The sequence below is a fragment of the Weizmannia sp. WK01 genome (assembly GCF_025905465.1).
Lineage (GTDB): Bacteria > Bacillota > Bacilli > Bacillales > Bacillaceae_C > Weizmannia > Weizmannia faecalis.
In genome coordinates this window covers 3135119-3161724 of record NZ_CP109616.1, presented here as the reverse complement: position 1 = coordinate 3161724, position 26606 = coordinate 3135119, and the positions used below count along the sequence as shown (strand labels likewise).

The following is a 26606-nucleotide window of genomic DNA, read 5'->3' as shown; positions in this document are numbered from 1 at the left end:
ATTGCTTAGAGGGTTTTTGGAAAAATGGCTTAAAAGGCGGGATAAGGAGCAAATCAGCCAGGAAAAAATAGAAGCACTTGTCGATGCCAAATTAAAAGCGCTTTTGGCTGAAATGGGCAAAACAAAAGCCGGGCAGACTGCCAGTGCGGAAGATTATTCACTGACACCTAAACAAACGGAATATGCGCTGTCACTCGTATATCAGTTGCGGGGCGAATACGAACTCGCCATCCCGCCTTCTGCATTAACCGTAAAAGATCTGAACCGGCTGATCGCATACCCGAAGTTTAAAAACAAGGGAATATTGGTGAATCTTGTAAAAAAGGGAGTGCTGCTATGGATATAGGAAAATAAGCCCTGCCGCTTCGAAACGCAAGCCGGCGGCAGGGGAGGTGAAGCGCTTTGCTGATGGGAGAGAACGCACGGACGGGAGATGGATGAAATCCCCAGTGAACGATGCCCAAGCCGTGAAACAAAGACGGTAAATTGTCAGCGTGCAAATATTTGTCTGCCGTTTGGGAAATTGATGAAGAGCCGCCCATAGCTAAAAAAGCCCTGAAAACCTCTTTCCGTTTTCAGGGCGGTATTTCTCAATTATTCCGCTTTAAGCACTTTTTTTACACTGGAACTTTGGTTTTGGGCGGATTGTGCTTGGATCGTCTCGTCAATGGCTGCGTTTCTTTTCCGCATTTGTTTATGGTACCAGGCAAACAGCAGGATGTATCCGGCCAGTGCCAGAATGGAAAAAGCAATAAGCTTCAAATCCAGCGTATTAGCTGCTTTCCCAAACAAGATGGCGAGCATTTTCTCAATTGGATCCGAGTCAACAGATGAGAAGAGTGCGCCTTTTGAAAGCCCTGCCGGAAAACTGTGCATGGCAATCGATGCTGATGTTAAGAATTTGGCAATGAGTGTTGCCCCCCAAAGGAACAATGGGATCATCACCGTTCCGATAATGGTCATCCGGATCACTCTTCCACGGGTAACAATCAAGAGTGCCGGCGTCAGCACCGTCAGCAAAATCCCTCCAAGCGGCAAGACGTGGTTTCCTGGTAAAAACATGGCTTCCACTAACAGAATCGGCGCAAGAATGTTGGCTACCGCCCAAACTTCTGCTCTTGGGGCAAGAATCGGCCAGTCAATGGCGATTAAAAGTTTTCTTCCGCGCAATCGCTTGCTCATGATTTGGGTAATCCCGTCTGATAGCGGGTCAATCGCCGGGGCAAACCATCCGCCGACAAAAGCAAACAATTCAAGCGAAACCCCTGCGGTAAAAGCAAGCGCAAAAGTATCTTTGAGAGATTGCTGCCCCAATAAACCGATGAAAATCCCGAGGTATGCACCAATCGCAAATTTGCTTCCCCAGAAACCGATTTTTTTATTGAGGGTTTCGGCATTAAAGTCAAACTTATCAATAAACGGGAGAAATTTGTCAATCACCTTGTTAAACACCATCGCAACTGGAGCGACTAACAATGACGGGTGTGCCGTTGTTGTAATATTGGTTTGGTCATAATCAAGGAGCTCATTAATAGTTGGTTTCATGACATCCGAATTGATCAGCATGAGCGCGTAAACAAATGCGACAAACAAAGTTGTGACAATCATATTGTTTCCGGAGTAATGCAAAATGAGCAATCCAAGAACGGAAATGTTCCAAATGTTAAACAGGTCGACATTTAATGTGCTGGTTGTCTTCGTAATCAAAAGAATGAAGTTTGTGATGAGACAAATAAAAGCAAAATAAAGTGTGTAAATCGATCCCCAGGTGATGACCGCGAGCGGCGCCCATCCTAGGTCGGTAATGCCAAGCGATACGCCGGTTGCCTTCACAAAGTTTTGAAGGGCCGGGCCGAACGCACTTGTCAATAATGAGATGACGGCACTCATACCTGTGAGCGCCAATGCCATCCGAATCCCGCCTTCAATGGAACGCGAGATGGATACGCCTACACACAAAGATAAAATGGTAATGATAAAAAACATCATGGCTGGTGCGCCTAAGTCTATAAAAAAGCGAAAACCTTCGTTTAATTTATCGACAATCATCATGGTTGTGTCCCTCCTTTTGCCTCGTAACCGGTTACGTAAACGAAACAAAAAGGATTGTCTATAATATAGCAAACTCCCAAAAAAAATTCAACCGTTTTCATAAAAGAAAATATATCCAAATTTCCTCTAGCATTTTGATCCCTTTTCTGAAAGGCGGCCTTTTTGCGGGAAAATGGAACGGCTTTCGCTTTTCAGCCAGCGTTGAATAGGCAAAAAGTTTAGGCTTGGCACAATTCTGGCGGCTTTTGCTAACATAAATGCATAGAACTTTGTACGCAAAAGTTGAGGGAGAGGAGAAATCAAACGTTTTTTGCAGCTATAGAAGTGATTACTATTTCTTTATATGAAGCAATGTCTATTCTGATCATCATTAAATGTTGGCACGAAAAATTTAAGTTCATTTTATATCTGCTGTTGAAATGCATGTTGCTGGTAAATCGAATTCTTGAAAATATTAACCGGCTAATTTTCATTCTTCCGCGGGTGCCCTATTTAATATGTCATGAGCATCTAATATTAGAAGGAAACCGGGAAATATACAGAAAAAATGATTTTACAAAAAGAAACCGTTGACAAAATAAAGAAAAAGGCTTACATTAGTAACGTAATCGGTTACGTAAGACGAAAAGGAGTTTATGCTCATGGTAACAATACGCGATGTGGCAAAAGCAGCTGGTGTTTCAACGGCAACGGTATCCAGAATTTTGAACAATAAAGGCGAAGCCAGCCCGGAAACGATTGAACGCGTACGTAAAATAGCAGAAGAAATGAACTATAAGCCTAATACATTGGCAAAAAGTTTATCAAAAGGAAATACAAACTTAATTGCTTTGCTGATTCCTTCGTTGGAAAATCCTTTTTTTCCGGAATTGGTGAAGGCGATTGAGGAAGCTGCCAATGCTTATGGTTACCATGTGTATTTATGCAACAGCGATGATGAACGTTCAAAAGTAAAATACTACTTGGATTCCGTTCTAAGCAGCTATGTAACAGGTGCGATTATTAATTCACTGTACGTGAAAACAAAAGATCTCGATTTCCTTGAAAGCCGGGGAGTCCGTACCATTACCATCGACAGGTCGCAGTCGGACCACCCTTATTCTTCCATTACGGTGGATCATAAAAAAGGAGCAAGGCTTGCGGTACGGCATCTTATAAAAGAAGGCGGATGCCGTAAAATTGTCCATCTGTCGGGCCCGAAAGATGAAAAAAGTGCAAATGACCGTTTAACCGGCTACCTGGAAGTTTTAAAAGAGGATGGGCATGGGCAAGTGCCACAGGTCGTTTACGGGAATTTCAGCATGGAAAGCGGATATGAAGCGGTGAAAGGCCTGATAAAAAGCGGAGCGTCCTTTGACGGCATTTTCAGTTCGAACGATGCCATGGCGTTAGGGGCCATCCGCGCTTGTACGGAAGCCGGGTTAAAAGTGCCTTCCGATATTAAAATCGTTGGCTATGATAATATCCAGTTTTCGCGATTCTCTACGCCGCAGTTATCGACGGTTGACCAGCAAAAACATAAGGCAGGCCGGCTGGCGATTGAGGAATTGATCCGGTTAATCCGGAACGAAAACGAAAAACCGAGGAAATATGAAGTAAAACCTGAACTTGTTGTACGGGAGTCATCGGTTGATTGATAGCCGGCAGGTTCCGGGGGATGGAGGGCTGAAAAACGCACCTTGATTCTTTGGAAGAAGGTATTTCCGTCCCCATTTGTTAAGCAAAAAAGGAAATGATGAGTCCGGGGCAAGGTTTTCAATTTTAGCTTCATGTAAGTGGGCGTTGCCCCTGTTTCGGTTTCCGTTTTAAAAAGAAAAACCCCCCATGGTGCGGGGTTATACGAGGAGTGAAAAAGATGAATAAAATAGGACCGTCTTTGATGTGTGCAGATTTGGGACGTTTAGCAGAAAACATAAAAGAGATGGATGAAGCCGGTGTTGATTTTTACCATCTTGATGTAATGGACGGCTTATTTGTGCCGAATTTCACACTTGGACCCGATTTTATCCGGACCGTCCGAAAGCTGACTGATAAACCATTGGATACACATTTAATGATTAAACAGCCTGAAAGATTCATTGATTTATTCGCTGACTGCGGATCAGATATGATCTCCATTCATGCAGAAGCAACCGATAATTTGCAGGGAGCACTTGCCAGGATCAAGAACAAGGGTTTAAAAGCCGGTGTTGCCATTAATCCAGCAACGCCGCTTGATGTGCTGGATTATGTCTATGACGTAACCGATTACGTTGTTGTAATGACGGTGAATCCGGGATTTGCCGGCCAGAAATTTATTCCGGCTGTGTATGATAAAATTGCCCGTCTCCATGAAACTATCACACGCAACAAATTTAATATTGAGATAGAGGTAGACGGGAATATCGGTGCATCTACGATTCCGGCCTGCAAAGAAAACGGCGCCACAATGTATGTGTGCGGAACAAGCGCCGTGTTTAAAAAGGAAGGCACGCTGCGGGAAAATGTGGAGCGTACGAGAAACTTATTAGACGCCCATGCTGCAGTGAACACGGCACCATCAGAAAAACGAAAATCAGCCGGCATATATGGATGAGGCATTGTGGCAATTGCATCATTAATAACGGACATACAGAGGAGGAACCGACAATGGAATTCGATGTTGTGGTGGTAGGAAGCATTAACATGGACGTTGTGGTAAACTGTGAAACTTATCCGAAATACGGGAATACGGAATTTTGCCAATCGATTAAAATGCTGCCGGGGGGCAAAGGTGCCAACCAGGCAGCCAGCGCAGCAACACTTGGCAAAAAGGTTGCAATGGTTGGTTCGGTCGGCAATGACAGCGCAGGCAACCAGATGCTTGAAAATTTGCGCAGCCGGGGTGTGGATGTCACCGGCGTTATGAAGACAGATAAAGCCGGAACCGGGACGTTTATTGCACTTGTGGACCAGTCAGGGGAAAACACGATGGTTGGCACAATCGGCGCCAATGAAGCATTAACCGGGCAAGATATTGAAAAAGCTTTCGCGAATTTGAAAGCGAAAATTTTATTGATACAAATGGAAACAAGCAAAGAGTCGATTTTAGCAGCCATGAAGCTGGCAAAACAACGCGGCATGTATGTTATTCTCGATCCGGCACCGGCTGGCGGCATTACACCGGAGGCTTTCCGATATGCTGATCTTGTACTGCCAAACAGCCAGGAAACGGAAGCGATCACGGGTATTAAAGTGACGGATAAAGAAAGTGCGCTGCTTGCGGCTCAAAAGATTCATGAACTCGGAGTCCCGAATGCCATTGTTAAAATGGGAAGCAAAGGCAGCCTTGTTTCTCAGCAAGGCAAAATCACTTTTGTCGATTCTATCCAAGTGCAGGCTGTGGATACGGTTGGGGCAGGCGACTGCTATGCCGGTGCCATTGCCGATGCGCTAATCGATACGGACGATCTTGTGGCGGCGGCCCGGTTTGCATCGGTTGCGGCCGGTATCAAAGTCTCACGTGCCGGCGGACAAGACGCGATTCCAACATTGGAAGAAATAAAAAAATATCAAGGCTTGACAATCGGTTGAGATCAAATCACCACAGGCATTGACAAATGATCCATAAAGGCAAGACCTGGTTTTCATGTGAAGGGAACCAGGTCTTTTGTTTTAAATTCTATCGCTTTTGATGAGTATAAAGCATAAGAACTGAAATGTGGAAAACGAACCCAGAAAAGGAACGCATTTACCGTTACAGTACCCGTCACCTGTAAAGCGCCAAATGATGTTTGGCAGATTGCGGGGGTGGCAAGTACTTCCTTTTTCACAAACACTTGTTGAAAATCCTTCTCATTTGTAAATCGTGAAATCATGTATTAAGCTAATAGTGTCTTTCCTCGGGGAGCGGTCCTCTGGTATCTATTGCATTTTTCTAAGTATACGATGGATTTGATCGCGGGAAAATTGCGCGTATCTCATTTTGAAAGGAGGGAGGTTCATTTGAAGACTAGAAAGTATTTTTTATTTGCCGTTTTGCTCTTGTTTGGGGTGCTGATTTTACCTTCCATGGCGTCTGCGCATGCGTACATCGTAAAATCCAGCCCTTCTGAAAATGAAGTATGGAAAGCACCGCCGAAAAAGGTGACCATCCAATTTGATGAAAAAATCCAGCCCGTCAATTATTCCATTCAAGTATTTGATGAGGATGGGAAGCGGGTTGACCGGAAAGACGGAAGGATCAACTCCCGCAATGGGGCTGTTTTGGAATGCGGCTTGCGCACAAATTTGCCAAAAGGTACATATCAAATTCAATGGAAAGCGGTTTCCGGTGACGGGCACCCTGTCCAAGGCGTTATCCCTTTTCAAGTTGGATCCGGACATGAGGCGAAGCAACCATCCACTCCCGGAACGGAAACAGGGTATACGCCCAAAATCGACTTGATTTTGATCCGCTGGCTGCAATATGCCAGTTTTGCGTGTATTGCCGGCATGTTTTTCTTTTCCCTGTTCATTGTTCCGCGGGAGGCCGGCCACAATCCATATATAAAGAAAGCGTCCGGCAAGATGCTGCAAATGGGTATTTTGTTCCTGGCTGTGGGCACTTTATTGAGCTTGCCTTTAACGGCGTCCATTGAACTCACGACTTCATGGCGCCATGTGCTTCATGCCGGCGTATTAAAAAGCTTCACGACAAGTACGGCTTTTGGGCATATATGGCTGGTACAGATGGCCCTGTTGCTGTGCTTGGCTGCTTCGGTATTTTTCCATTCAAAGACGAAAAATCCCGCTTTGTTTTTTGCAGCACTCGTTCCCGCGCTTGGATGGGTGCTCACCAAAGCGTTGATTGGCCATGCTGCATCAGCCCCGCATCCTGTATGGCAGGTGACGCTGGATTTTCTCCATTTGCTTTCGGCAGAAATTTGGATTGGCAGCCTGGCTATGTTCTCCGTCTTTATGCCATTGGCAAGGCATGAGAATACAAAGCCGCATTATTTTCAGATGATCAGAGCATTTTCAAAATGGGGTATTGCCCTTGTCGTTGTTCTTGCTGTGACAGGCGTTTTGGGCAGCATCACCTATGTGCCAAACTTGCGATCACTCGTAACGACCTTTTATGGGAAAGTGCTGTTTGCTAAAATCCTGTTGCTTCTCGTGATGGTCATGCTTGCCGCGTTGAATTTTTGGAACGGAAGGCGAAGCAGAAAAAAAGGACTTTTTGCATCCGTATCGGGTGAACTGGCAACAGGGATTGCCGTACTTGTCCTCTCTGTCATTTTGACAAACTTACCGACTGCGACGGCGGCACCCGGACCGTTCAAAGAAACGAAAACTGTCCACCAACAAGAAGTGACGTTCTCGGCTACTCCGAATGTGATAGGGGAAAATACATTTACATTGTCGTTGAAAGACCGCAATGGACGGCCGATAGAGCATATCGAGCAAGTGACATTAACTTTTACTTCGCTTGAAATGGAAATGGGCAGCGAGTCGAAAGTATTGAAAAAAGTCAAAGACGGTTACTACCGCGCAAAAGGAATGGATTTCAATATGGCAGGCCATTGGAACGTGCATGTCCACGTTTTGAAAAAAGACTTGAATACCATCGACACGGATTTCTCTGTTCATGTTGGCAGCCAGCCTGATTGAGGGAAAAAAGATCAGTTTCTCTGTATTAGGCTGGAACGTGCATGCCTAAGTTTTGGAAAGACTTGAACACGATTGACTTGGATTTTTCCATTCGTGTCGCAAGCCAGCCTGACTGAGAGGGAAAGACGGCGTTCAAAAAGTGGTTCCAATGAAAGGAGAAAAGGAAAAATGTTGAAGAAGTTTGCCAGAGTCGTGCTGCCGGCATTTTTCGGTTTATTTCTGTTTGCAGGTGTAGCAAGTGCCCACGTAACCGTGAGCCCGGCCACATCTACAACCGGCGCGTGGGAAACCTATACGATTAAAGTGCCGACAGAAAAAAATATTCCAACGACCAAAGTCACAATTAAAACACCAAAGGGCGTCGAAATTGAATCATATGAACCGGTGCCGGGTTGGACCTATTCAGCTGAAAAAGGTTCAGACGGAAAAACCAAGACCTTTACTTTCAAGGCTGATGGAAAAGGCATTTTACCGGGACAGTTCCAGCAGTTTACAATTGTTGCTACAAACCCGAATCGTGAGACCGAAATCGCCTGGGATGCGTACCAATATTACAAAGACGGCAGTATTGTCGAGTGGACGCAGGACAAAAACGGCGACAACCCCCATTCAATTACAAAAATAGTAAAAGGTTCGGACACCGGTCAAGCCCAAACCCATGATACAACAACCAACGACGACAAAACATCCGGCTCTTCATCCAACACCCTGCCGCTCATCTTGTCAATCGTATCGGTTGTGCTATCACTGGTTGCCTTGATCATGGCCTTTCGGAAAAAGTAATAATGTGCGCCGGTCATCGCTCAGGGTGGCAGGCGCTGTTTTCTTCCATGGATTGTAAATGGCAGAAAAGCGGTAAAGCAAAAGTTTCCCGCTATATATCACATATTTAAGTCCCGTTTTCGGTAAAACAAATAAGTGCAGGCGGAAAAGGTGGTAATCAGCAGCAGTACAAGGATCGCGTGAAAGGCTTAGGCGGTCCCCGTTTACAATATCCTGGATTGGCTACCCATTTCCTTAACAGAAACGGCTAATCGGGCAGATTCTGTTTATGTACGTGAGTCGTTCTAAAAAATTGGGAGATAAACGCAAAAATGAGTATTGAAAAACGAACGTTTGTCCTTTATAATAAAACTGAAAAATAAGAAAAGGAGTGCTGCCATTGGAACTTGTAATGGAAAAACATGCCGGTTATCACGTGCATGACCGTTTGTTTAAGGAGCTGATCCAAAACTTTTTTCAGGAGTTTATGGATGCCTTTTTCCCGGATCTTTCAGCGGATCTCGACTACCGCCGGGTGCGGTTTTTGTCGCAGGAACAGTTTACGGACTTTCCGGGCGGTGAGCAAAAACGGGTTGACATCCTCGCCGAAACGAAGGTAAAAGGGAAAGACACCGTGATTCTCATCCATGTTGAGCCGCAGTCGTATTACGAAAAGCCTTTTCCTGAACGCATGTTTCGTTATTACATGATGATCAGTCTCCGGCACCGGAAACCGGTATTGCCGATTGCCGTTTTCAGTTATGAGGAGAAAACAGAGACCCCTGATACGTACACCTTTGCGTTCCACAACATTGAAATTCTTCGTTTTCACTATTTATCCATTCATCTGATGAAACAAAATTGGAGAAATTATATCCGGAGCAACAACCCTGTTGCCGCGGCATTATTAAGCAAAATGGGGTATACAGAAACAGAACGGGTGCAGGTCAAACTGGAGTTTCTGCGGATGCTGGCCCGGATGGAACTCGACCCTGCAAAAATGAGGCTGTTACACGGTTTCTTTGATTATTATTTAAAATTGAACGAAAAAGAGGAGGCGGAAGTAATGGAAAACATTAAAATGCTGGATCCGGACGAAGCAGAGCAAGTATTGAAATTGCCGAATTCCTATTTTGACCGCGGGTATAAGAAGGGGAAAGAGGAAGGCAGAGAAGAAGGAATTGAAATAGGAGTAGAGAAGGGAAGAGAAGAAGGAATTGAAATAGGAGTAGAGAAGGGGAGAGAAGAAGAGAGAAAAGAAATGTTACAAACGATCCCAATTGCCATCAAAATGTTGCAGGAGGGTAGGGAGCTTCAATTAATTGTGGAAAAAACTGGCCTGAGCCAGAGAGAAGTGGAAAAAATAAAACAACAATTGGAGCATTCATAAGATGGAAGTCAGGCTGCCTGGTGTGGATGGAAAAGAAGTTGTTTTAGACTTGCCGAACTATTATTATGACCTCGGGTATAAAAAAGGATTTAAAGAGGGATTTAAAGAAGGATTTAAAGAAGGATTTAAAGAAGGAGTAAAGGAGGGAAGAGAAGAAGAAAGAACACGATTGATTATCAACTTTCTAAAAAATCAAGTGGATGTGAAGGTCATTGCCCAAGCATCCGGCTTGAGTGAAGACGAGATCATGAAAATCAAAAGGTAGATAGAGGGGTAGGAGCAATAGCCCCTTCTTATCACCTGTTTGATTGTAAACCCATAAAAATAAAAACAGATTGGAAAGTGAAGAAATTCGTCTTCTCTGATAGACCCCTGTTACTCAAACTCATTTAAAAAGACCATGGTTTGCGGTTTTTTCAAAGTTCCTAAGGGAATAATTTAAGTAAAAGAATGAGGTGATGACATGGGAAATGCTGAACAAAATAGGGAAGCAGTCTCCAAGCTACGGGAATTAATAAAAGATATTGACACAGCCATGCTGACTACAATGTCGGACAAAGGCCTTGTCGCACGCCCAATGAAGACGCAAGATGTTGAGTTTGATGGAGATTTGTGGTTTTTCACAAAAAAAGATACGGATAAGTTTCATGAAATTTTACACAACCGTGAAGTAAATGTTACCTACGCTGGAAAGTCTTATGTGTCCGTCCGCGGCACTGCCGAGATTGTCGAAGACCCCGCAAAGAAGAAAGAATATTGGAGCGCCGGTTATGAGAAACTCTTGAAAACGAGTTACGATGATCCAAACGTAATATTGCTAAAAGTGAATGTGAAATCTGCCGAGTACTGGGATTCCGGAAACTTCGCGAAGATGGTCATTCATTTCTTTAACAGAGTGGTTGGCAATGAGACCGATGATGACCATTTAAACGAAACTTTGAAATTTAAATAATACAGAAGAGCCGGTTAGTCCGGCTTCCCTGTATCTCTGCTATATAAAATGAACTTAAGTTTTTCGTGCCAAAATCAATGGCGATCACGATTGACATTGATTTTGGTAACATATAGAGAAGTAGTAAATGTTTAGTTCAACTTATATAGTCGGTATTGAAATAGGGACAATCGTCCTCTAAAATAAAACTGAAAAATAAGAAAAGGAGTGCTGCCATTGGAACTTGTAATGGAAAAACATGCCGGTTATCACGTGCATGATCGTTTTTTTAAAGAGCTGATCCAAAACTTTTTTCAGGAGTTTATGGAGGCGTTTTTTCCGGATGTGTCAACGGATCTTGACTACCGCCGGGTGAGGTTTTTGTCGCAGGAACAGTTTACGGACTTTCCGGGCGGTGAGCAAAAACGGGTTGACATCCTTGCCGAAACGAAGGTAAAAGGGAAAGACACGGTGATTCTCATCCATGTAGAGCCGCAGTCGTATTACGAGAAACCTTTTCCTGAACGCATGTTTCGTTATTACATGATGATCAGTCTGCGGCACCGGAAACCGGTATTGCCGATTGCCGTTTTTAGTTACGAGGAGAAAACAGAAACCCCTGATACGTACACCTTTGCGTTCCACAACATTGAAATTCTTCGTTTTCACTATTTATCCATTCATCTGATGAAGCAAAATTGGAGAAATTATATCCGGAGCAACAACCCTGTTGCTGCGGCATTATTAAGCAAAATGGGGTATACAGAAAAAGAACGGGTGCAGGTCAAACTGGAGTTTCTGCGGATGCTGGCCCGGATGGAACTCGACCCTGCAAAAATGAGGCTGCTATACGGTTTCTTTGATTATTATTTAAAATTGAACGAAAAAGAGGAGGCGGAAGTAATGGAAAACATTAAAATGCTGGATCCGGACGAAGCAGAGCAAGTATTGAAATTACCGAATTCCTATTTTGATCGCGGGTATAAGAAGGGAAGAGAAGAAGAAAGAGAACGATTGATTATCAATTTACTAAAAAATCGAGTGGATGTAAAAGTCATTGCCCAAGCATCCGGCTTGAGTGAAGACGAGATCATGAAGATCAAAAGGCAGATAGAAGGGGAAAAGCCTTGAATCAGAGTTATGATGAGGCGGAGCAAGTATTGAAATTGCCGAATTCTTACTTTGACCGCGGGTATAAGAAGGGGAAAGAGGAAGGAATTGAAATAGGAGTAGAGAAGGGGAGAGAAGAAGAAAGAGAAGAAGAAAGAGAAGAAGGAAAAAAGGTTAAGAAGATTTATTGTTAACTTGCTAAAAAATCAAGTGGATGTGAAGGTCATTGTCCAGGCATCTGGCTTGAGTGAAGACGAGATCATGAAAATCAAAAGGCAGATAGAAGGGGGAAAGCCTTGAACCCGAGTTATGACGAAGCAGAGCAAGTATTGAAGCTGCCGAATCCCTATTTTGACCGCGGCATAAGAAGGGGGAGAGAAGAAAAAAGAAAAGAATTTTTTGCAAACGATCCCAATTGCCATCAAAATGTTGCAGGAGGGTATGGAGCTTCAATTAATTGTGGAAAAAACTGGCCTGAGCCAGAGAGAAGTGGAAAAAATAAAACAACAATTGGAGCATTCATAAGATGGAAGTCAGGCTGCCTGGTGTGGATGGAAAAGAAGTTGTTTTAGACTTGCCGAACTATTATTATGACCTCGGGTATGAAAAGGGATTTAAAGATGGGTTTAAAGAGGGATTTAAGGAGGGATTTAAAGAATTATTTGAAAAAGGAGTATAAGGAAGGGCAGAAAGGCATTCTTACAAACCATTGTGACCGGGATGCTCAAGAATGGCGTGGAGCCACAATTGATTGTTGACATGAACGAGCTCAGCCACACAGAAGTAGAAAAAAATAAAACAGCGATTGGAACATGCATAAGCTGGAAGTCAGGTATCCGTTAAAAACGGGCTGTTTCTTGCGGGAGGCAGTCCGTTACCTTGCCATGACCGGAGCTTAAGTCCCTAGCACTTTTTCAAATCTGGGCACGCGCTTATAAGCAATCTTTTAAACAAAGAAAATTCCATTGCTGTTTGGAGCTCATTAAAATCACCGTGTATGGATTGAATTTTTTCGCGAGATATATTATACTGTCTGTAACCGGTTACACAGGAAAGGTGAGGCATTTGGCAACGATCAGAGATGTGGCAAGTGAAGCGGGTGTGTCGGTGGCGACGGTATCCCGCGTGCTGAACGGAAAGGGATATGTCAATGAAAATACCCGGAAGGCAGTTGAGGCTGCCATCCGGAAATTAGCGTACAAACCAAACGAAGTGGCCCGTTCACTTTATCACCATCAATCGAAGCTGATCGGTCTTGTTATCCCGGATATTACAAACCCTTTTTTCCCCGAGATTGCCAGGGGCGTGGAGGATTTCTTCCAGGAAGAAGGGTACCATGTCATGATTGGCAATAGTGATGAAAGCCGTGAGAAGGAAGTGAATTATATAGAAGCCTTTTCACAGCATAATGTGATGGGGATTATCAGTACATCAAGCGATGACATCTCACAGTGGGCCGGTTTGGACATTCCTGTTGTATTGCTAGACCGAATTCAGGATGACTTTCCTTCCGTTTGCGCGGATCAGGAAGCTGGGGGAAAATTGGCTGCGCAAATTTTGCTCGAACGGGGAAGCCGCAATATCACACTGATGAGAGGACCGCATCATTTGCGCACTGCCCAGGAAAGGTTTTTGGCGGCGTTAACTGAACTTGGCCGGTCCAGTGCAAGGTTTCAAGTATTGAACACCGCGTTTTCGTATCATCATGCCCTTGAAACAGCAAAGCAGCTGTTTGACTGTTACCCGGATACAGATGGAATCATTGCAGCCAATGATATGGTGGCTGCAGCTGTCTTGCGGGAGGCATTGGCAAGAGGGAAAAAAATTCCCGATGGACTGCAAATCATCGGCTTTGACGATATTCCCATCAGCCAGCTTGTATACCCTGCGCTTTCTACCATTCATCAGCCGGCTTATGAGATGGGAATGGAAGCTGCCAAACTTTTGCTGGAATGCATGCATCAACAGACAAATTTGAAAAAGAAGATCAAACTCTCGATTGCATTTAAAGACAGGGAAACAACAAGAAAGGAAGGCGGATAGAAATGGTGCAAATTACAGTGGTCGGAAGCATCTCAATGGATCTCGTCGTGACAGCTGACAGAAGGCCACAGGCAGGAGAAACCATTTTAGGGCACTCATTTAAGACGGTGCCGGGCGGAAAGGGAGCAAATCAGGCCGTTGCTGCGGCAAGGCTTGGGGCAAAGGTAAACATGGTTGGCTGTGTTGGGGATGATGTGTATGGTCCGGCCTTAATTGAAAATTTGCGTCAAAATCATGTCTCTACACAATATGTGGAACCGGTTACACATTGCAGTTCCGGTACCGCGCATATTACGTTGGCGGAAGGGGACAACAGTATTATTTTTATCAAGGGAGCAAACGATTTTGTTACACCGGATTATGTGGAAAAGGCAAAAGAAGCATTTGAAGGCTCTTCTATTGTCTTAATCCAGCAAGAAATTCCATATGAAACGGTTGAATATGTCGCGAAACTTTGTGAAAAAAAACAGATTCCGCTCTTGTTAAACCCTGCACCGGCACGAAAAATTTCCCCAGCCATTCTTGAAAAAACAGCATACTTGACGCCAAATGAGCATGAGTGCAATTTCCTTTTCAACGGGATAGACAGGTCCGAAGCATTAAAACGGCATCCAAACCAGTTAATCATTACAGAAGGGAAAAACGGGGCAAGATTTTATGACGGAAGAGAAGAGATTGTCGTGCCAAGTTTTCCAGTTGAAACAGTGGATACCACTGGAGCCGGTGATACTTTTAATGCCGCATTTGCAGTAGCCGTTGCAGAAGGGAAAGAAATAAAAGAAGCGCTCCTGTTTGCAAACCGTGCTGCCTCGTTGTCGGTGACAAAATTCGGGGCACAAGGCGGCATGCCCACCCGCGAAGAAGTAGACGGGAGGAAAAGATGATGAAAAAGCACGGAATGTTGAACAGCTCGATTACAAAAGTCTTGGCGGACCTGGGACATACAGATTGGCTTGTGATTGCCGATGCCGGACTGCCGGTTCCTAAAGGCGTTCCGAAAATTGACCTTGCATTAACTCCGGGAACCCCTTCGTTTAAAAGTGTGGTCAAGGCTGTCTGTGATGACATGGTGATAGAAAAAGTCATTGCGGCAGAAGAAGTGAAAGACGGAAACCCGGACCAGCTGGCGTTTTTAAATGAACAGTTTCCGAATTTGATAGCATTCGTTCCACATGAGGATTTTAAAAAAATGATAGAAAAAGCAAAAGCGGTGATCCGTACCGGGGAAATGACGGCTTATTCAAATTGTATTTTACAGGCGGGTGTTTTTTTCTAAGCATGCGACAAAGTAAGGGATGCCAAAAATAAAGGGAGGGAACCCGATGCAAATTGAAATGCATGACATCTATAAATCTTTTGGTGCCAATAAGGTGCTTGAAGGTGTAAATTTTTCGCTGTTGCCCGGCGAGGTCCATGCATTAATGGGGGAAAATGGTGCTGGAAAATCAACTTTAATGAATATTTTAACTGGCCTCCATCAAAAAGATAAAGGCAAAATTATTATTGATGGCAAAGAAACACTTTTTCAAAATCCAAAAGAGGCGGAACAGGCCGGCATTGCATTCATTCATCAGGAATTAAATATTTGGCCGGAAATGACTGTCCTTGAAAATTTATTTATCGGAAGAGAAATAACACGTCCCTTTGGCGTTTTAAAAACGAAGGAAATGAAAGCGCTAGCAAAGGGTGTGTTCGATCGTTTAAACATTTCCTTGCCATTTGACCGGCTGGCCGGTGCCTGTTCGGTGGGGGAACAACAAATGATTGAAATTGCGAAAGCCTTGCTTACAGATGCTGAAGTCATGATTATGGATGAACCAACGGCTGCTTTAACCGACCGTGAGATTCAATCTTTATTCTCTGTCATCGAATCACTGAAAAAGAATCATGTTTCGATCGTCTATATTTCTCACAGAATGGATGAAATTTTTCAAATCAGCGACAGAATTACAGTGATGCGGGATGGTAAAACAGTCGATACAAAACGGACGAAAGATACCGGTTATCAGGAAGTCGTTAAAAAAATGGTGGGCCGTGATTTAGAAGAACAATTTCCACAAAGAACAGCCCGTCAAGGAAATACGATTTTAGAAGTCCGCCATTTTTCCAGCCGGCAAAAATTCAAGGATATCCATTTTTCGGTCCGGTCCGGGGAAATCCTTGGAGTTGCAGGGTTAATGGGGGCAGGCAGAACAGAGATTATGCGCGCATTGTTTGGCATTGATCCCTACGATGCCGGCGAAATTTTTATTGAAGGGAAAAAGGTCCGGATCAAAAATCCAAGTGATGCGGTACAAAAAGGCATTGCTTTTATCACAGAAAACCGGAAAGATGAGGGGCTGATTCTTGACTTTACCATTCGCGACAATATTGCGCTGTCAAACTTGGAAAGCTTTGCTCCAAATGGCGTGATAAAAGCGGCTGACGAAAAATCATTTGTTGACATGATGATTCAGAGGCTGCAAATTAAAACCTCCTCTTCAGAAACAGTTGCCGGAGATCTATCGGGTGGTAACCAACAAAAGGTGGTTCTTGCAAAGTGGGTTGGAACAGCTCCAAAAGTATTGATTCTTGATGAACCGACAAGAGGAATTGATGTAGGCGCAAAACGTGAAATCTACTATTTGATGAATGAATTAACGGAAAGGGGTATGGCCATCATCATGATTTCCTCTGAATTACCGGAAATCCTTGGGATGAGTGACCGGGTTCTTGTTATTCATGAAGGAGAAATTGCCGGCGAATTGGACAAAGCGGAAGCTACACAAGAGAATATCATGTTCTTAGCGACGGGAGGAAAAAAACATGGAACAAGCAACTAAAAGAAGCACGGTTGTTCTGCAAAAACTCGGTCCATTACTTGCTTTTATCTTGTTATTTATTGTTGTTGCCATTTTAAATCCTTCATTTATTGCTCCTTTGAATTTGCTCAACTTATTGCGGCAAGTATCGATTAACGGATTGATTGCATTTGGCATGACTTTTGTGATATTAACCGGCGGAATCGATTTATCTGTTGGTTCAACGCTGGCATTATCCAGTGCCCTCATGGCAGGAATGATTGTTGCAGGTCTGAATCCCCTTCTAGCAATCGTTCTTTCAGCCTTGATCGGTGCGCTGTTGGGCGCTGTGAACGGTTTGTTTATTACAAAAGGAAAAGTCGCCCCGTTTATTGCAACATTGGCTACCATGACGATATACCGCGGTTTGACAATGGTATATACAAACGGAAATCCAATTACCGGACTTGGTGACAACTTCGCATTCCAGCTGTTTGGCCGCGGCTATTTCTTAGGCATTCCGGTCCCGGACATTACGATGGTCATCACATTTTTCATTTTATGGTTTATTTTGCACAAAACTTCTTTTGGTAGAAAAACATATGCAGTGGGCGGAAATGAAAAAGCTGCTCTTGTTTCCGGGATTAAAGTGGACCGGGTAAAGTGGTTAATCTACAGTCTGGCAGGGTTATTGGCAGCACTTGCCGGGTCCATTTTAACTTCGCGTCTCAATTCGGCCCAGCCGACAGCAGGCACTTCTTATGAAATGGATGCGATTGCAGCGGTTGTCTTAGGCGGGACAAGTCTGTCAGGCGGCAAAGGAAGAATTTTCGGCACACTGGTCGGCGCACTTATTATTGGTACATTAAACAATGGATTAAACATTCTGGGAGTCTCTTCTTTTTATCAACAGGTCGTAAAAGGGGTCGTCATTTTAATTGCTGTCTTAATTGACCGGAAAAAATCGTAAAGCGGGGTGCAGATGATGAAAAAGATGATGAAAATGATGACTGTATGTTTGCTTATATTGTCTTTAGCTGCTTGTTCCATGGAACCGCCATCATGGGCAAAACCGGGCCATCATAAAGAATTAAAGGATATGAAAATCGGCTTAAGTGTTTCTACCTTGGATAATCCTTTCTTTGTTTCATTGAAAAACGGTGTGCTCCAGGAAGCAAAGAAAAAGGGAATGAAAGTGATTACGGCAGATGCCCAAAATGATTCCGCTAAGCAAATTAATGATATAGAAGATCTTATCCAGCAAGGTGTAGATATTTTACTTATCAATCCGGTAGACTCTGCGGCTGTCTCATCCGCAGTTGAAAGCGCGAATCACATCGGCATTCCGGTGATTACGCTTGACCGGTCTGCAGATAAGGGGAAAGTGGAAATTTTAGTTGCTTCAGATAATGTGAAAGGCGGAAAGATGGCAGCAAACTATATCATAAGCAAGGTTGGGAAAGATGCAAAAGTTGCAGAGTTGCAGGGAACACCCGGTGCATCTGCTTCACGTGAACGGGGACAGGGATTTGACTCCATTGCAGATAAAGAATTAAATATTGTTACGAAACAAACAGCTAATTTTGACCGTACGCAGGGCATGAACGTAATGGAAAATATTTTGCAAGGGCACAAAGACATCCAGGCTGTTTTTGCCCAAAATGATGAAATGGCTTTAGGGGCCATCCAAGCGATTAAAAGTTCAGGAAAAAATATAATTGTGGTGGGATTTGACGGAACGGATGATGGATTAAAAGCTGTTAAACAAGGGCAGTTGAGTGCGACAGTCGCCCAACAGCCTGTACTGATCGGAGAAGAGGCCGTTCAGGCTGCTTCAAAAATATTAAAAGGGAAAAAAGGAAAAAGACGTATTGCTGTGCCGTTAAAATTGGTAAAGGAAAAATAAGTTTGTCCTGCTGAACGGACTGGATCTCCTTGCGTATCTGGTTCGTTCAGCAGGATTATTTAATCTTTGTCAAATATTCTGCTGTAAAATTTTTGATCTACATCCTTTGGCACTTGATTCTGTTTTCCATTTACATAATTTACAAAGCCGCAGAGTCAGAGACAAATGAATATTTAGGTGATAGAGTCTGGCCTTTATACCGCACCTGGAATGAGATGGGCGATAGCCAGACTAAAACAGCATCCTAATAAGAGGGTGCTGTTTTGATGTTTAGATAGTTTACCAATTGGGATGAAGGTTACTATTTTTTGAGTTTGGCCGGGAAATGTCTTTCATTAGGGTGATAAAAGACAAAATGTTTTGAATCCACGCGTGAAATGTCCTTCATCCGTGTAATGAAAGACAAAATGCTTTGGATCCAAGTGTGAAACGTCCTTCATCGGGTTCATGAAAGACGAATTGTTCTGAAACTCGGCCGGAAATGTCCTTCATTGGGTTCATGAAAGACAAATTGTTCTGAAGCTTAGCGTGAAATGTTCTTCATCGAGTTCATGAAGGACAAATTGGTCTGGATCCAGGTTTGAAATGTCTGTCATCCATGTTATGAAGGACAAATGCAAAGAAACGTAATGAAAAACGTCCTTCATCATTTTTATGAAAGACAAATGGTATTGAAATGCAGGTGGGAGAATCCTTCACCAGCTGTGCGTCCCATTGTGGCAGTTTATCACGCAGAAGGAATTCAATCACTTCTACCCTGGATTTGTGCATATGCACAAGAAAATTCTCTTCTTTTCCAATTTTATTTTGAAAAGGGTTTCACTATTATAAAGACAAACAGCAAAGGAGGCTACATCATGGGCGGTGTTACAATCAGCTGGATCGGTGCATTGATCGGGCTGGCGATTGCCATTATTCTTATTTTAAAAAAGTTGAATCCCGTATATGCATTGTTTTTAGGCGCAATTTTGGGAGCGCTGATTGGAGGAGCGAACCTTGAAGATACGGTGAATATACTGGTTGCCGGTACACAAAGTGTGATGGGAACGGTGATCCGGGTTCTTGCCGCCGGTATATTGGCCGGGACAATGATGAAATCGGGAGCGGCTGAGACAATTGCACAAGCCATTGTCAATCAGTTTGGCGAAGGAAAAGCCATTTTATCCCTTGCCCTTGCAACAATGGTGATTACGGCAGTGGGTGTATTTATCCCCGTTGCAGTCTTAATTGTGGCCCCGATCGCATTATCAGTCGGAAAGAAAATGGGCATTTCAAAGCTTGCCCTTTTACTGGCGCTTTCCGGGGGCGGCAAAGCGGGGAACGTGATATCGCCAAATCCGAATACAATTGCAGCGGCACATGGGTTTCATGTGGAATTGAGCCGTTTAATGATTTACGATTTTATTCCGGCTGTTTTTGGCTTGGCCGTTACGGTCCTTGTGGCAACTTTAGTCAAACACAAAGGCGTAAAAATCACTGCATCTGATATGATTGAAACAGATCACAACAACCGTGATCTTCCTTCATTAAGGCGGGCAATCGTCGCCCCGGTTGTTGCAATTGTATTGTTGATGATCAATCCAATCGGTGAGATTTTTCATATCTCTGTACTGGCTTCATTTAAAGTGGATGCCATGTATATCTTACCGATTGCCGGTGTTCTGGGAATGATCGCCATGGGCCACCATAAACAAATTCTGGCTTATTCAGCGTCCGGCCTGCAAAATATGACGGCAACCGTGCTGATTTTAATCGGAGCCGGTGCCATTGCCGGGCTCATTTCTGCTTCCAATCTTTCGACTGAGGTGGTGGCACTGATTAAAGCATCCGGCATCTCGGGGACGTTCCTGGCGCCCATTTCCGGTATTTTAATGGCGGCAGCTACAGCTTCCACTTCAACAGGGGTCATCCTGGCAACCGGTTCATTCAGCAAAGCGATTCTGGACATGGGGACTGCTCCGATTGCAGCTGCGGCAATGGTTCATACCGGTGCTACAGTCATTGACCAGCTGCCGCAGGGAAATTACTTTCATGTCACAGGCAGCAGCATGAATATGTCCATAAAAGAAAGAATGAGCGTCGTTCCGTACGAGGCACTTGTCGGGGGAACGATGGCGATTGTGGCAACCGTTTTATACGGATTTCTATTTTAATGGGGTGAAATGATGAAAAATCCAGTTTTTTTATTAGCACCGGATTCGTTTAAAGAAAGCATGACGGCAAAAGAGGTATGTGCCGCAATGGAAGCGGGGATTAAAAAAGCGATTCCGGATGCCGTTTGCATTCAGGTGCCAATGGCAGACGGCGGAGAAGGAACGGTTCAATCGCTGGTGGATGCAACAGGCGGAACGATTTATCAGCAAGCCGTCACAGGGCCGCTTGGACATCCGGTCACGGCCGGTTACGGGATTCTCGGAGACGGGGAAACGGCAGTAATTGAAATGGCATCTGCAAGCGGCATTCATTTGGTTACAAAAGAAACGAAAAATCCGTTGGTTACCACAACCTACGGCACCGGAGAACTGATTAAAGCCTGTCTGGACAAAAAAGTAAAACAGATTCTGATCGGCATTGGCGGCAGTGCCACAAACGACGGGGGCGCCGGGATGGCACAGGCGCTCGGCGCAAAATTTTTAGATGAAAGGGGCAGGATGCTTCCGTTTGGCGGCGGTGCACTCGGAGATTTGGCGGAAATTGATTTGGGCGGCCTTGATCCGCGCTTGAAAGAGGTGCAAATTTTTGTCGCATCCGACGTTACCAATCCTTTATGCGGGAAAAATGGCGCCTCCCATGTATTCGGGCCGCAAAAAGGCGCGACGAAAGAAATGGTTGCGCTCTTGGATGCCAACCTTTCGCATTATGCCGCCATCATTAAAGAACAGCTTGGCAAAGATGTTGCGGAGGTCCCGGGGGCAGGGGCTGCAGGCGGCCTCGGTGCCGGTCTGATGGTGTTCGCGGGTGCCAGGTTAAAAAGCGGTATCGAGCTTGTCGTGGAATACACCGGATTGGAGCAAAAAGTAAAAGATGCTGATATCGTTTTGACCGGCGAAGGCAGCATCGATTTCCAGACGCAGTTCGGGAAGACCCCTTATGGCGTGGCCCAGGCAGCAAAAAAACATGGGAAACCCGTGATTGCTGTTGCCGGTTATGTCGGGGAACAAATTGATGTTTTATATGAAAAAGGCATTGATGCGATCTTTGGCATCCTGCCCTACCCAATGGCGCTTGAAGACGCTTTGCAAACGGGTGCTGCAAATATTGAGAGAACATGCGAAAATATCGCGCGTCTCCTCGTGCAAGCGAAGCAGTAAAGGGCGTGTCATATTTTCACGAAACGACTTCAAGAGTTAACGGTGATGAGACGCCCATGCCACAGTGAACGCGGCACCATCAAAAAAATCAGCCGGCGTATATTTTCAAGATAGACACCCTGATGATACAAACCAATGGATGTCGTTAAAAATTCCGGTACTGGATATTAGCCATTGTACAACCCATAGCCTCCATACAAAGTCGCAAACGAGCGCAGACCGCAAAAAGGCTGTGCTTTTCACCTGCGCAGCAACCGGTATGTCAGTTCGAACAGATCAAACAGTAGAAATGGATTTTTTCCTGTCAATTCTTTAATCCTGCCGAGACGGTAATACAGCGTATTCCGGTGAATCATCAGCGCCCGGGCCGTTTCCGCAGGATTGCCATTATGGCTGATAAAAGCCGTTAAAGTTTCTAAATACAGATCGGGCAAATTCAAGGTTTCTTCAAAGGTTTCCTGAAAAATGCGGGTTTGAGACAATTCAGCAGGAAATTTCCAATCAGCGTAATCGAAAAACCGGTTTTGTAAATGAAGCTTTTCGCAAACGGACAGACAAAGTTTTGCCTGGCGATAACCGGAAGCAATATTCAAACCGTGCAGGCCGGCGGCGACAATGGCAAGCGGATCGAATGTCCATATGCTTTCAGCTATCTTTTGAATATCTTTTCGATTTTGCAAAATGAGGATATACAGATTTTCATTTGGTTTTTTGAAAAAAGGGAAGGGCTTATATATCGTTTCGAAGCGGCTGCTTTTTTCCTTTGGCTTCACGAGGACCACGCTGTTTTCTTCATGCAGGTGAATACGATAACGTTCCGCTTCCTGTATCAGTTCTTGCGGGTAGTTTTTCTTTTCATTCAGGATGGTTTCAAGAAAAGCGGCTTTCCGATTCCGTTCGGCTTCCTGGTTCCCCATGAGCATATTTTGTTCAATCAACAAAGACACGGCTGTTTTGACAAGTTTGCAAAAGGGGCGGACGGCTTGCGGATCACCAGTGATTCCGATCACGCCAACCGGCTGACTGTTTACAACGAGCGGTTCGTTTGTGCCTTTTTTCTCGTATCGATGATCATCGTAAATTTCAACCATCTTCCCGGTTTTCAGCGCCTTTACCGCGCCCTGGTGCAAGGTGCCTACCCGCTGTGGATCGCCACTGCCGATGATGATACCTTTTTCATTCATAATATTGATACTGTAGGGAATATCCAGCATCATTTTTTTTACAATTTTTTGGGCAAGTTCCTTCGTCAGCCACTGATCCACGCCATTTTCCTCCCGTTTTTATGAACCATTTTAGCACATGTGGTAGCTTTTTTCTTGTGCGTATGACCGGTAAAAAATATGTAAAGTGTAATGAAAACCGGAGCGGGGCAGATGCTTGTTTTCGTTTATTTCAAATTCCAAAAAGAGAAACGAAAGTTTTAAAATTGCCAAATTATTAAATTGGCCACGGGGATAAGAAGATGATTACCTTCCCTGAATGTGAAAGTCGATGGGATCATGCATATTGAATCCGGATCCTTAAAGATATTTCATAAAAACTGTTTCCCTGATTGAATCATAAAAAAGCCCAATTTTACCTCGTTTTGGTCCGAAATCCAAAATATGTAAGCGTATTAATTGCTATTTATATATAACAATATTACTATAAAAATAGAATATTTGTGGTAAACGATATTCAGCGGAAAATTTGGCAAAGGGAGTGGAAGAAATGAAAGCAGCAGTATGGCACGGAGAAAAAGATATTCGTGTGGAAGATGTTGAATTGCGCCCGTTAAAAGAGAATGAAGTGAAAGTAAAAGTAGCATGGGCCGGGATTTGCGGCAGTGACTTGCATGAATACCAGGAAGGGCCGGTATTTATTCCTGTTGGCGAAGAAAATGAATTTACCGGTGAAAAAGCGCCGCTCACGATGGGGCATGAATTTGCCGGTGTGATTGAAGAAGTCGGATCAAAAGTTACCAAGTATAAAGCAGGCGACAGGGTTGTTATTAACCCGACGATTACCCGCGGAATCAAACCGGATGAATTCGATCGTTATGACGGCTACGCTTTTATTGGATTACATAGCAATGGCGGATTTGCGGCATACGCCAACATTCCAGAAAATAATATTTACCGCGTGCCGGATTCCTTGTCTTTGGAGGAAGCTGCATTAGTTGAGCCTAGCGCGGTTGCTGTACAGGCTGTGAAAGATAGTGGTTTAAGATTTGGCGATACGGTTGCGATTTTTGGTACAGGCCCGATCGGATTATTGACCATTGTTGCAGCACGTGCAGCAGGTGCAAGCCGGATTATCGTAGCGGATTTGTCGCAACCTCGTCTGGATCTTGCGAAAAAAGCAGGCGCGACCGACATTATTAACTCCGGGGAAAAAGATGCCTTCCAAACCATCCGTGATCTTGTTCCAGGTGGCGTAGATGTGTCATTTGAAGTGGCCGGCGTTGCTCCGACTTTCAAACAAGCACTTGATGCAACGAAAGCACGCGGGATTGTCGATGTCATTTCTATCTTTGCACGTCCGATAGAATGGAACCCGATGCAGTTGACGAATACAGGTGTTAGCGTTACAGCATCAATTGTTTACACGAAGAAAACGTTCCAACAAACGATTAACCTGATTGCATCCGGCCAATTGAAACCGCAAGACGTCGTTACTAGCCATATCCAATTGGAAGAAATCGTTGAAAAAGGTTTCGAAGCTTTGACCAAAGACAAAACCCAGGCGAAAATTTTGGTTAAATTGAGCGGGGAGAAATAAACGGTTTAAAGAGGCCAGCCCGGACTGATTCCGGGCTGGCTCTTTTCTTTGCAAGAAGAAATCACAACCTTTTCGCGGGACGCATAGGCTAATGTGGAGAACCGTTAATTACCCAAACAGAGGAGTGACGGGATATGGCTGGAAAAGTGTTGCACTATTTTGCAGGCGGCAATACCGGGAAAGGGTTTACGCATTATTTGGATTCAAGTTTGCAAGGTTTGGATCGCGTGTTTATTTTAAATGGCAGGACAGGGAAATCATATATCATGGAAAAACTGGCGGAAGTGTGGAAGCAAAAAGGTTATGATCTTGAACTGATTCATTGCCCGTCTGCTCCTGATTCGCTGGATGGCGTAGTGATTCCGGGATTAAAAACAGGCGTCGTGGATGGAAACGCGCCGTATGTGATTGAACCGAAAACAAATGATTCGGTTATGATGCTGGAGGACGCATTGGACGCCAAATATGAAAGGGATGCATTAGAGCTGAATCGCCGTATACAGGAAGCCTATCAATCTGCGTACCATTCGTTTGCGGAAAGTTTGCGCCATCATGATGACTTGGAGGCAATTTACTTAAAAGAAATGGACTTTGAAAAAGCAGGCCAGGTGACACAGCAGCTGATTGAAAAGCTATTTGGCGGGAAAACCGGGGACGGGAGCCAAACGGCGTACCACCGTTTTCTCGGGGCAGCCACACCAAACGGAGCAGTTGACTTTATCCCAAATCTGACGGAGGGGTTATCGAAACGCTATTTTATAAAAGGGCGGGCCGGCACCGGCAAATCCACGATGCTGAGAAAAATTGCGTCCAAAGCGTCAGAAAAAGGTTTCACGACTGAGATTTACCATTGCGGATTTGATCCAAACAGCCTGGATATGGTCATCGTCAGGGAACTCGGGTTTTGCATTTTTGACAGTACCGATCCGCACGAATATTTCCCTGAGCGAAATGGGGACGAAGTGATCGATATGTACGCGGCTGCGGTGACGCCGGGTACGGATGAAAAATACGCAAACGAAATTCAAGCTGCCCATAAGCGGTACAAAGATAAAATGAAAGAAGGAACCGCTTGGCTGCATGAGGCAAAAGTGCTGAATGATGAACTGGAAATGTACTACCATGAGGCACTGGACTTCGCGAAAGTGGATCAGATCTATCTCAAGATCAACCAAGATATTCAGGAAGCTGAACGTTTGCAAACGCAATCGTGATAAAATGGGATGCCGCCGGGAAATTGCGGCATTCTTTTTTTGGGGAGGAAATGAAAGGCATCGAGAGGGTTCGTGTTTTTCATAGTAGACGCTCATGCCGAGTGAACGCGACACCAATAGAGGAATGAAAAGCAGCCAGTGCAATTTTTCGAGATAGTGATGAAAGTCATTACGCGATTCCTCAGGTACCGATTTGCCTGATGAAAGGCATCACATGAGGAGCCATCGTCTTGTTGAAAAATATTACGACTTTCCCGGTTTCCCGCGCCCCGGTGTTGCTACAACGTATTAAAAATGGAACGGATTCCTAAATTGGCCGCAGGTATAAGAAAAAGAAAGACGCGAATCATAAATGTACTTTCCGGGAACGCTCCTCATTTTGTGTTGAAATACAAAACACACTATGATAGGATACTATATGTAGTTGGCTGTTTCAAAAATAAATACTAAATATAGTGTTTTGGGTGAGAAGGCAATATCTGTCTGAAAAGGAATCCAGTTTAAATCCGGAGCTGTCTACAAAACTGTTCCGCTGTATTGCCCATCAGAAGCGTTTTAGAGGTAAGAACTTGATGTTTCGGAGGATGAAATTTTTACCGCTTTTGCCGCCGTTTATTCCGCGGTTGAACGAGTTGTTCGCCAAGGATGTTGCGGGAATTTTAAGCCACTACACCGCAGCCCTTTTTCATTGAAAATGCATGGTGTGCCACCAAAGAAACGGACGTTCAAGTTTT

23 protein-coding genes and 1 pseudogene are annotated in these 26606 nt (G+C 44.4%); 22 read left to right on the top strand and 2 right to left on the bottom strand.

Annotated features, from left to right (window positions below):
* Positions 1-16: 16 nt before the first annotated feature.
* The gene (locus tag OF158_RS15040; RefSeq protein ID WP_014097035.1) at positions 17-346 is read left to right on the top strand and encodes a hypothetical protein; all 330 of its coding nucleotides are present in this window, start codon (positions 17-19) and stop codon (positions 344-346) included.
* Between the two features lie 248 nt (positions 347-594).
* Here OF158_RS15040 and OF158_RS15035 read toward each other — a convergent pair whose 3' ends face one another.
* Entirely contained in the window at positions 595-2052 is a 1458-nt protein-coding gene (locus OF158_RS15035) for a PTS transporter subunit IIC (RefSeq protein ID WP_063613106.1), read from the bottom strand.
* A gap of 641 nt (positions 2053-2693) precedes the next feature.
* Here OF158_RS15035 and OF158_RS15030 point away from each other — a divergent pair.
* From OF158_RS15030 to OF158_RS14940, 19 genes and pseudogenes are all read left to right on the top strand, one after another.
* Positions 2694-3689, top strand: coding sequence for a LacI family DNA-binding transcriptional regulator (locus tag OF158_RS15030; protein WP_014097037.1), 996 nt, complete (start codon positions 2694-2696; stop codon positions 3687-3689).
* A gap of 218 nt (positions 3690-3907) precedes the next feature.
* A complete protein-coding gene (gene rpe, locus OF158_RS15025; RefSeq protein WP_017552347.1) occupies positions 3908-4627 on the top strand; it encodes a ribulose-phosphate 3-epimerase in 720 nt (239 codons plus the stop codon).
* 53 nt (positions 4628-4680) lie between these two features.
* On the top strand, positions 4681-5604 hold the full coding sequence (locus OF158_RS15020; protein WP_014097039.1) for a PfkB family carbohydrate kinase: 924 nt from the start codon (positions 4681-4683) through the stop codon (positions 5602-5604).
* Positions 5605-6015: 411 nt separating this feature from the next.
* Positions 6016-7662 carry a copper resistance CopC/CopD family protein gene (locus OF158_RS15015; RefSeq protein WP_014097041.1) on the top strand — a complete coding sequence of 549 codons (1647 nt, stop codon included), beginning with the start codon at positions 6016-6018 and terminating at the stop codon, positions 7660-7662.
* Positions 7663-7830: 168 nt separating this feature from the next.
* Complete coding sequence (locus OF158_RS15010; RefSeq protein ID WP_014097042.1) at positions 7831-8445, top strand: YcnI family copper-binding membrane protein; 615 nt, start codon at positions 7831-7833, stop codon at positions 8443-8445.
* A gap of 379 nt (positions 8446-8824) precedes the next feature.
* The gene (locus OF158_RS15005; protein ID WP_014097043.1) at positions 8825-9814 is read left to right on the top strand and encodes an RpnC/YadD family protein; all 990 of its coding nucleotides are present in this window, start codon (positions 8825-8827) and stop codon (positions 9812-9814) included.
* 1 nt (position 9815) lies between these two features.
* On the top strand, positions 9816-10079 hold the full coding sequence (locus OF158_RS15000) for a hypothetical protein (protein ID WP_017550090.1): 264 nt from the start codon (positions 9816-9818) through the stop codon (positions 10077-10079).
* A 198-nt stretch (positions 10080-10277) separates the two neighbouring features.
* A complete protein-coding gene (locus OF158_RS14995) occupies positions 10278-10766 on the top strand; it encodes a pyridoxamine 5'-phosphate oxidase family protein (RefSeq protein WP_014097045.1) in 489 nt (162 codons plus the stop codon).
* A 216-nt stretch (positions 10767-10982) separates the two neighbouring features.
* Positions 10983-11876 (top strand): RpnC/YadD family protein, encoded by an 894-nt coding sequence (locus OF158_RS14990; protein ID WP_048339777.1) that lies wholly within the window; start codon positions 10983-10985, stop codon positions 11874-11876.
* Positions 11873-12155 (top strand): annotated as a pseudogene (locus OF158_RS14985) (hypothetical protein). Before OF158_RS14990 ends, OF158_RS14985 begins: the two are co-directional and overlap by 4 nt.
* Entirely contained in the window at positions 12152-12427 is a 276-nt protein-coding gene (locus OF158_RS14980) for a hypothetical protein (protein ID WP_014097048.1), read from the top strand. The pseudogene OF158_RS14985 and the gene OF158_RS14980 overlap by 4 nt, the downstream one beginning before the upstream one ends.
* A 493-nt stretch (positions 12428-12920) precedes the next feature.
* Positions 12921-13898 carry a LacI family DNA-binding transcriptional regulator gene (locus OF158_RS14975; protein WP_035183435.1) on the top strand — a complete coding sequence of 326 codons (978 nt, stop codon included), beginning with the start codon at positions 12921-12923 and terminating at the stop codon, positions 13896-13898.
* 2 nt (positions 13899-13900) lie between these two features.
* Positions 13901-14782, top strand: a complete 882-nt coding sequence (gene rbsK, locus OF158_RS14970) for a ribokinase (RefSeq protein WP_014097051.1) — start codon at positions 13901-13903, stop codon at positions 14780-14782.
* Positions 14782-15174, top strand: a complete 393-nt coding sequence (gene rbsD / locus OF158_RS14965; protein WP_035183437.1) for a D-ribose pyranase — start codon at positions 14782-14784, stop codon at positions 15172-15174. Before rbsK ends, rbsD begins: the two co-directional genes overlap by 1 nt.
* Before the next feature lie 46 nt (positions 15175-15220).
* On the top strand, positions 15221-16720 hold the full coding sequence (locus OF158_RS14960; protein WP_014097053.1) for a sugar ABC transporter ATP-binding protein: 1500 nt from the start codon (positions 15221-15223) through the stop codon (positions 16718-16720).
* Positions 16704-17648, top strand: coding sequence for an ABC transporter permease subunit (rbsC, locus tag OF158_RS14955; protein WP_035183438.1), 945 nt, complete (start codon positions 16704-16706; stop codon positions 17646-17648). The genes OF158_RS14960 and rbsC overlap by 17 nt, the downstream gene beginning before the upstream one ends.
* Before the next feature lie 15 nt (positions 17649-17663).
* Positions 17664-18584, top strand: a complete 921-nt coding sequence (rbsB, locus tag OF158_RS14950; protein WP_035183439.1) for a ribose ABC transporter substrate-binding protein RbsB — start codon at positions 17664-17666, stop codon at positions 18582-18584.
* A gap of 857 nt (positions 18585-19441) precedes the next feature.
* The gene (locus OF158_RS14945; protein ID WP_035183440.1) at positions 19442-20737 is read left to right on the top strand and encodes a GntP family permease; all 1296 of its coding nucleotides are present in this window, start codon (positions 19442-19444) and stop codon (positions 20735-20737) included.
* A gap of 12 nt (positions 20738-20749) precedes the next feature.
* Entirely contained in the window at positions 20750-21895 is a 1146-nt protein-coding gene (locus tag OF158_RS14940) for a glycerate kinase family protein (RefSeq protein ID WP_035183442.1), read from the top strand.
* 239 nt (positions 21896-22134) lie between these two features.
* Here OF158_RS14940 and OF158_RS14935 read toward each other — a convergent pair whose 3' ends face one another.
* Complete coding sequence (locus OF158_RS14935; RefSeq protein WP_052042148.1) at positions 22135-23160, bottom strand: CdaR family transcriptional regulator; 1026 nt, start codon at positions 23158-23160, stop codon at positions 22135-22137.
* Positions 23161-23608: 448 nt separating this feature from the next.
* Here OF158_RS14935 and OF158_RS14930 point away from each other — a divergent pair, with 448 nt between their 5' ends.
* Both OF158_RS14930 and OF158_RS14925 read left to right on the top strand, forming a co-directional pair.
* Positions 23609-24658 (top strand): 2,3-butanediol dehydrogenase, encoded by a 1050-nt coding sequence (locus OF158_RS14930; RefSeq protein ID WP_264302929.1) that lies wholly within the window; start codon positions 23609-23611, stop codon positions 24656-24658.
* 134 nt (positions 24659-24792) lie between these two features.
* On the top strand, positions 24793-25872 hold the full coding sequence (locus tag OF158_RS14925) for a PRK06851 family protein (RefSeq protein WP_035183444.1): 1080 nt from the start codon (positions 24793-24795) through the stop codon (positions 25870-25872).
* Positions 25873-26606: the final 734 nt, after the last annotated feature.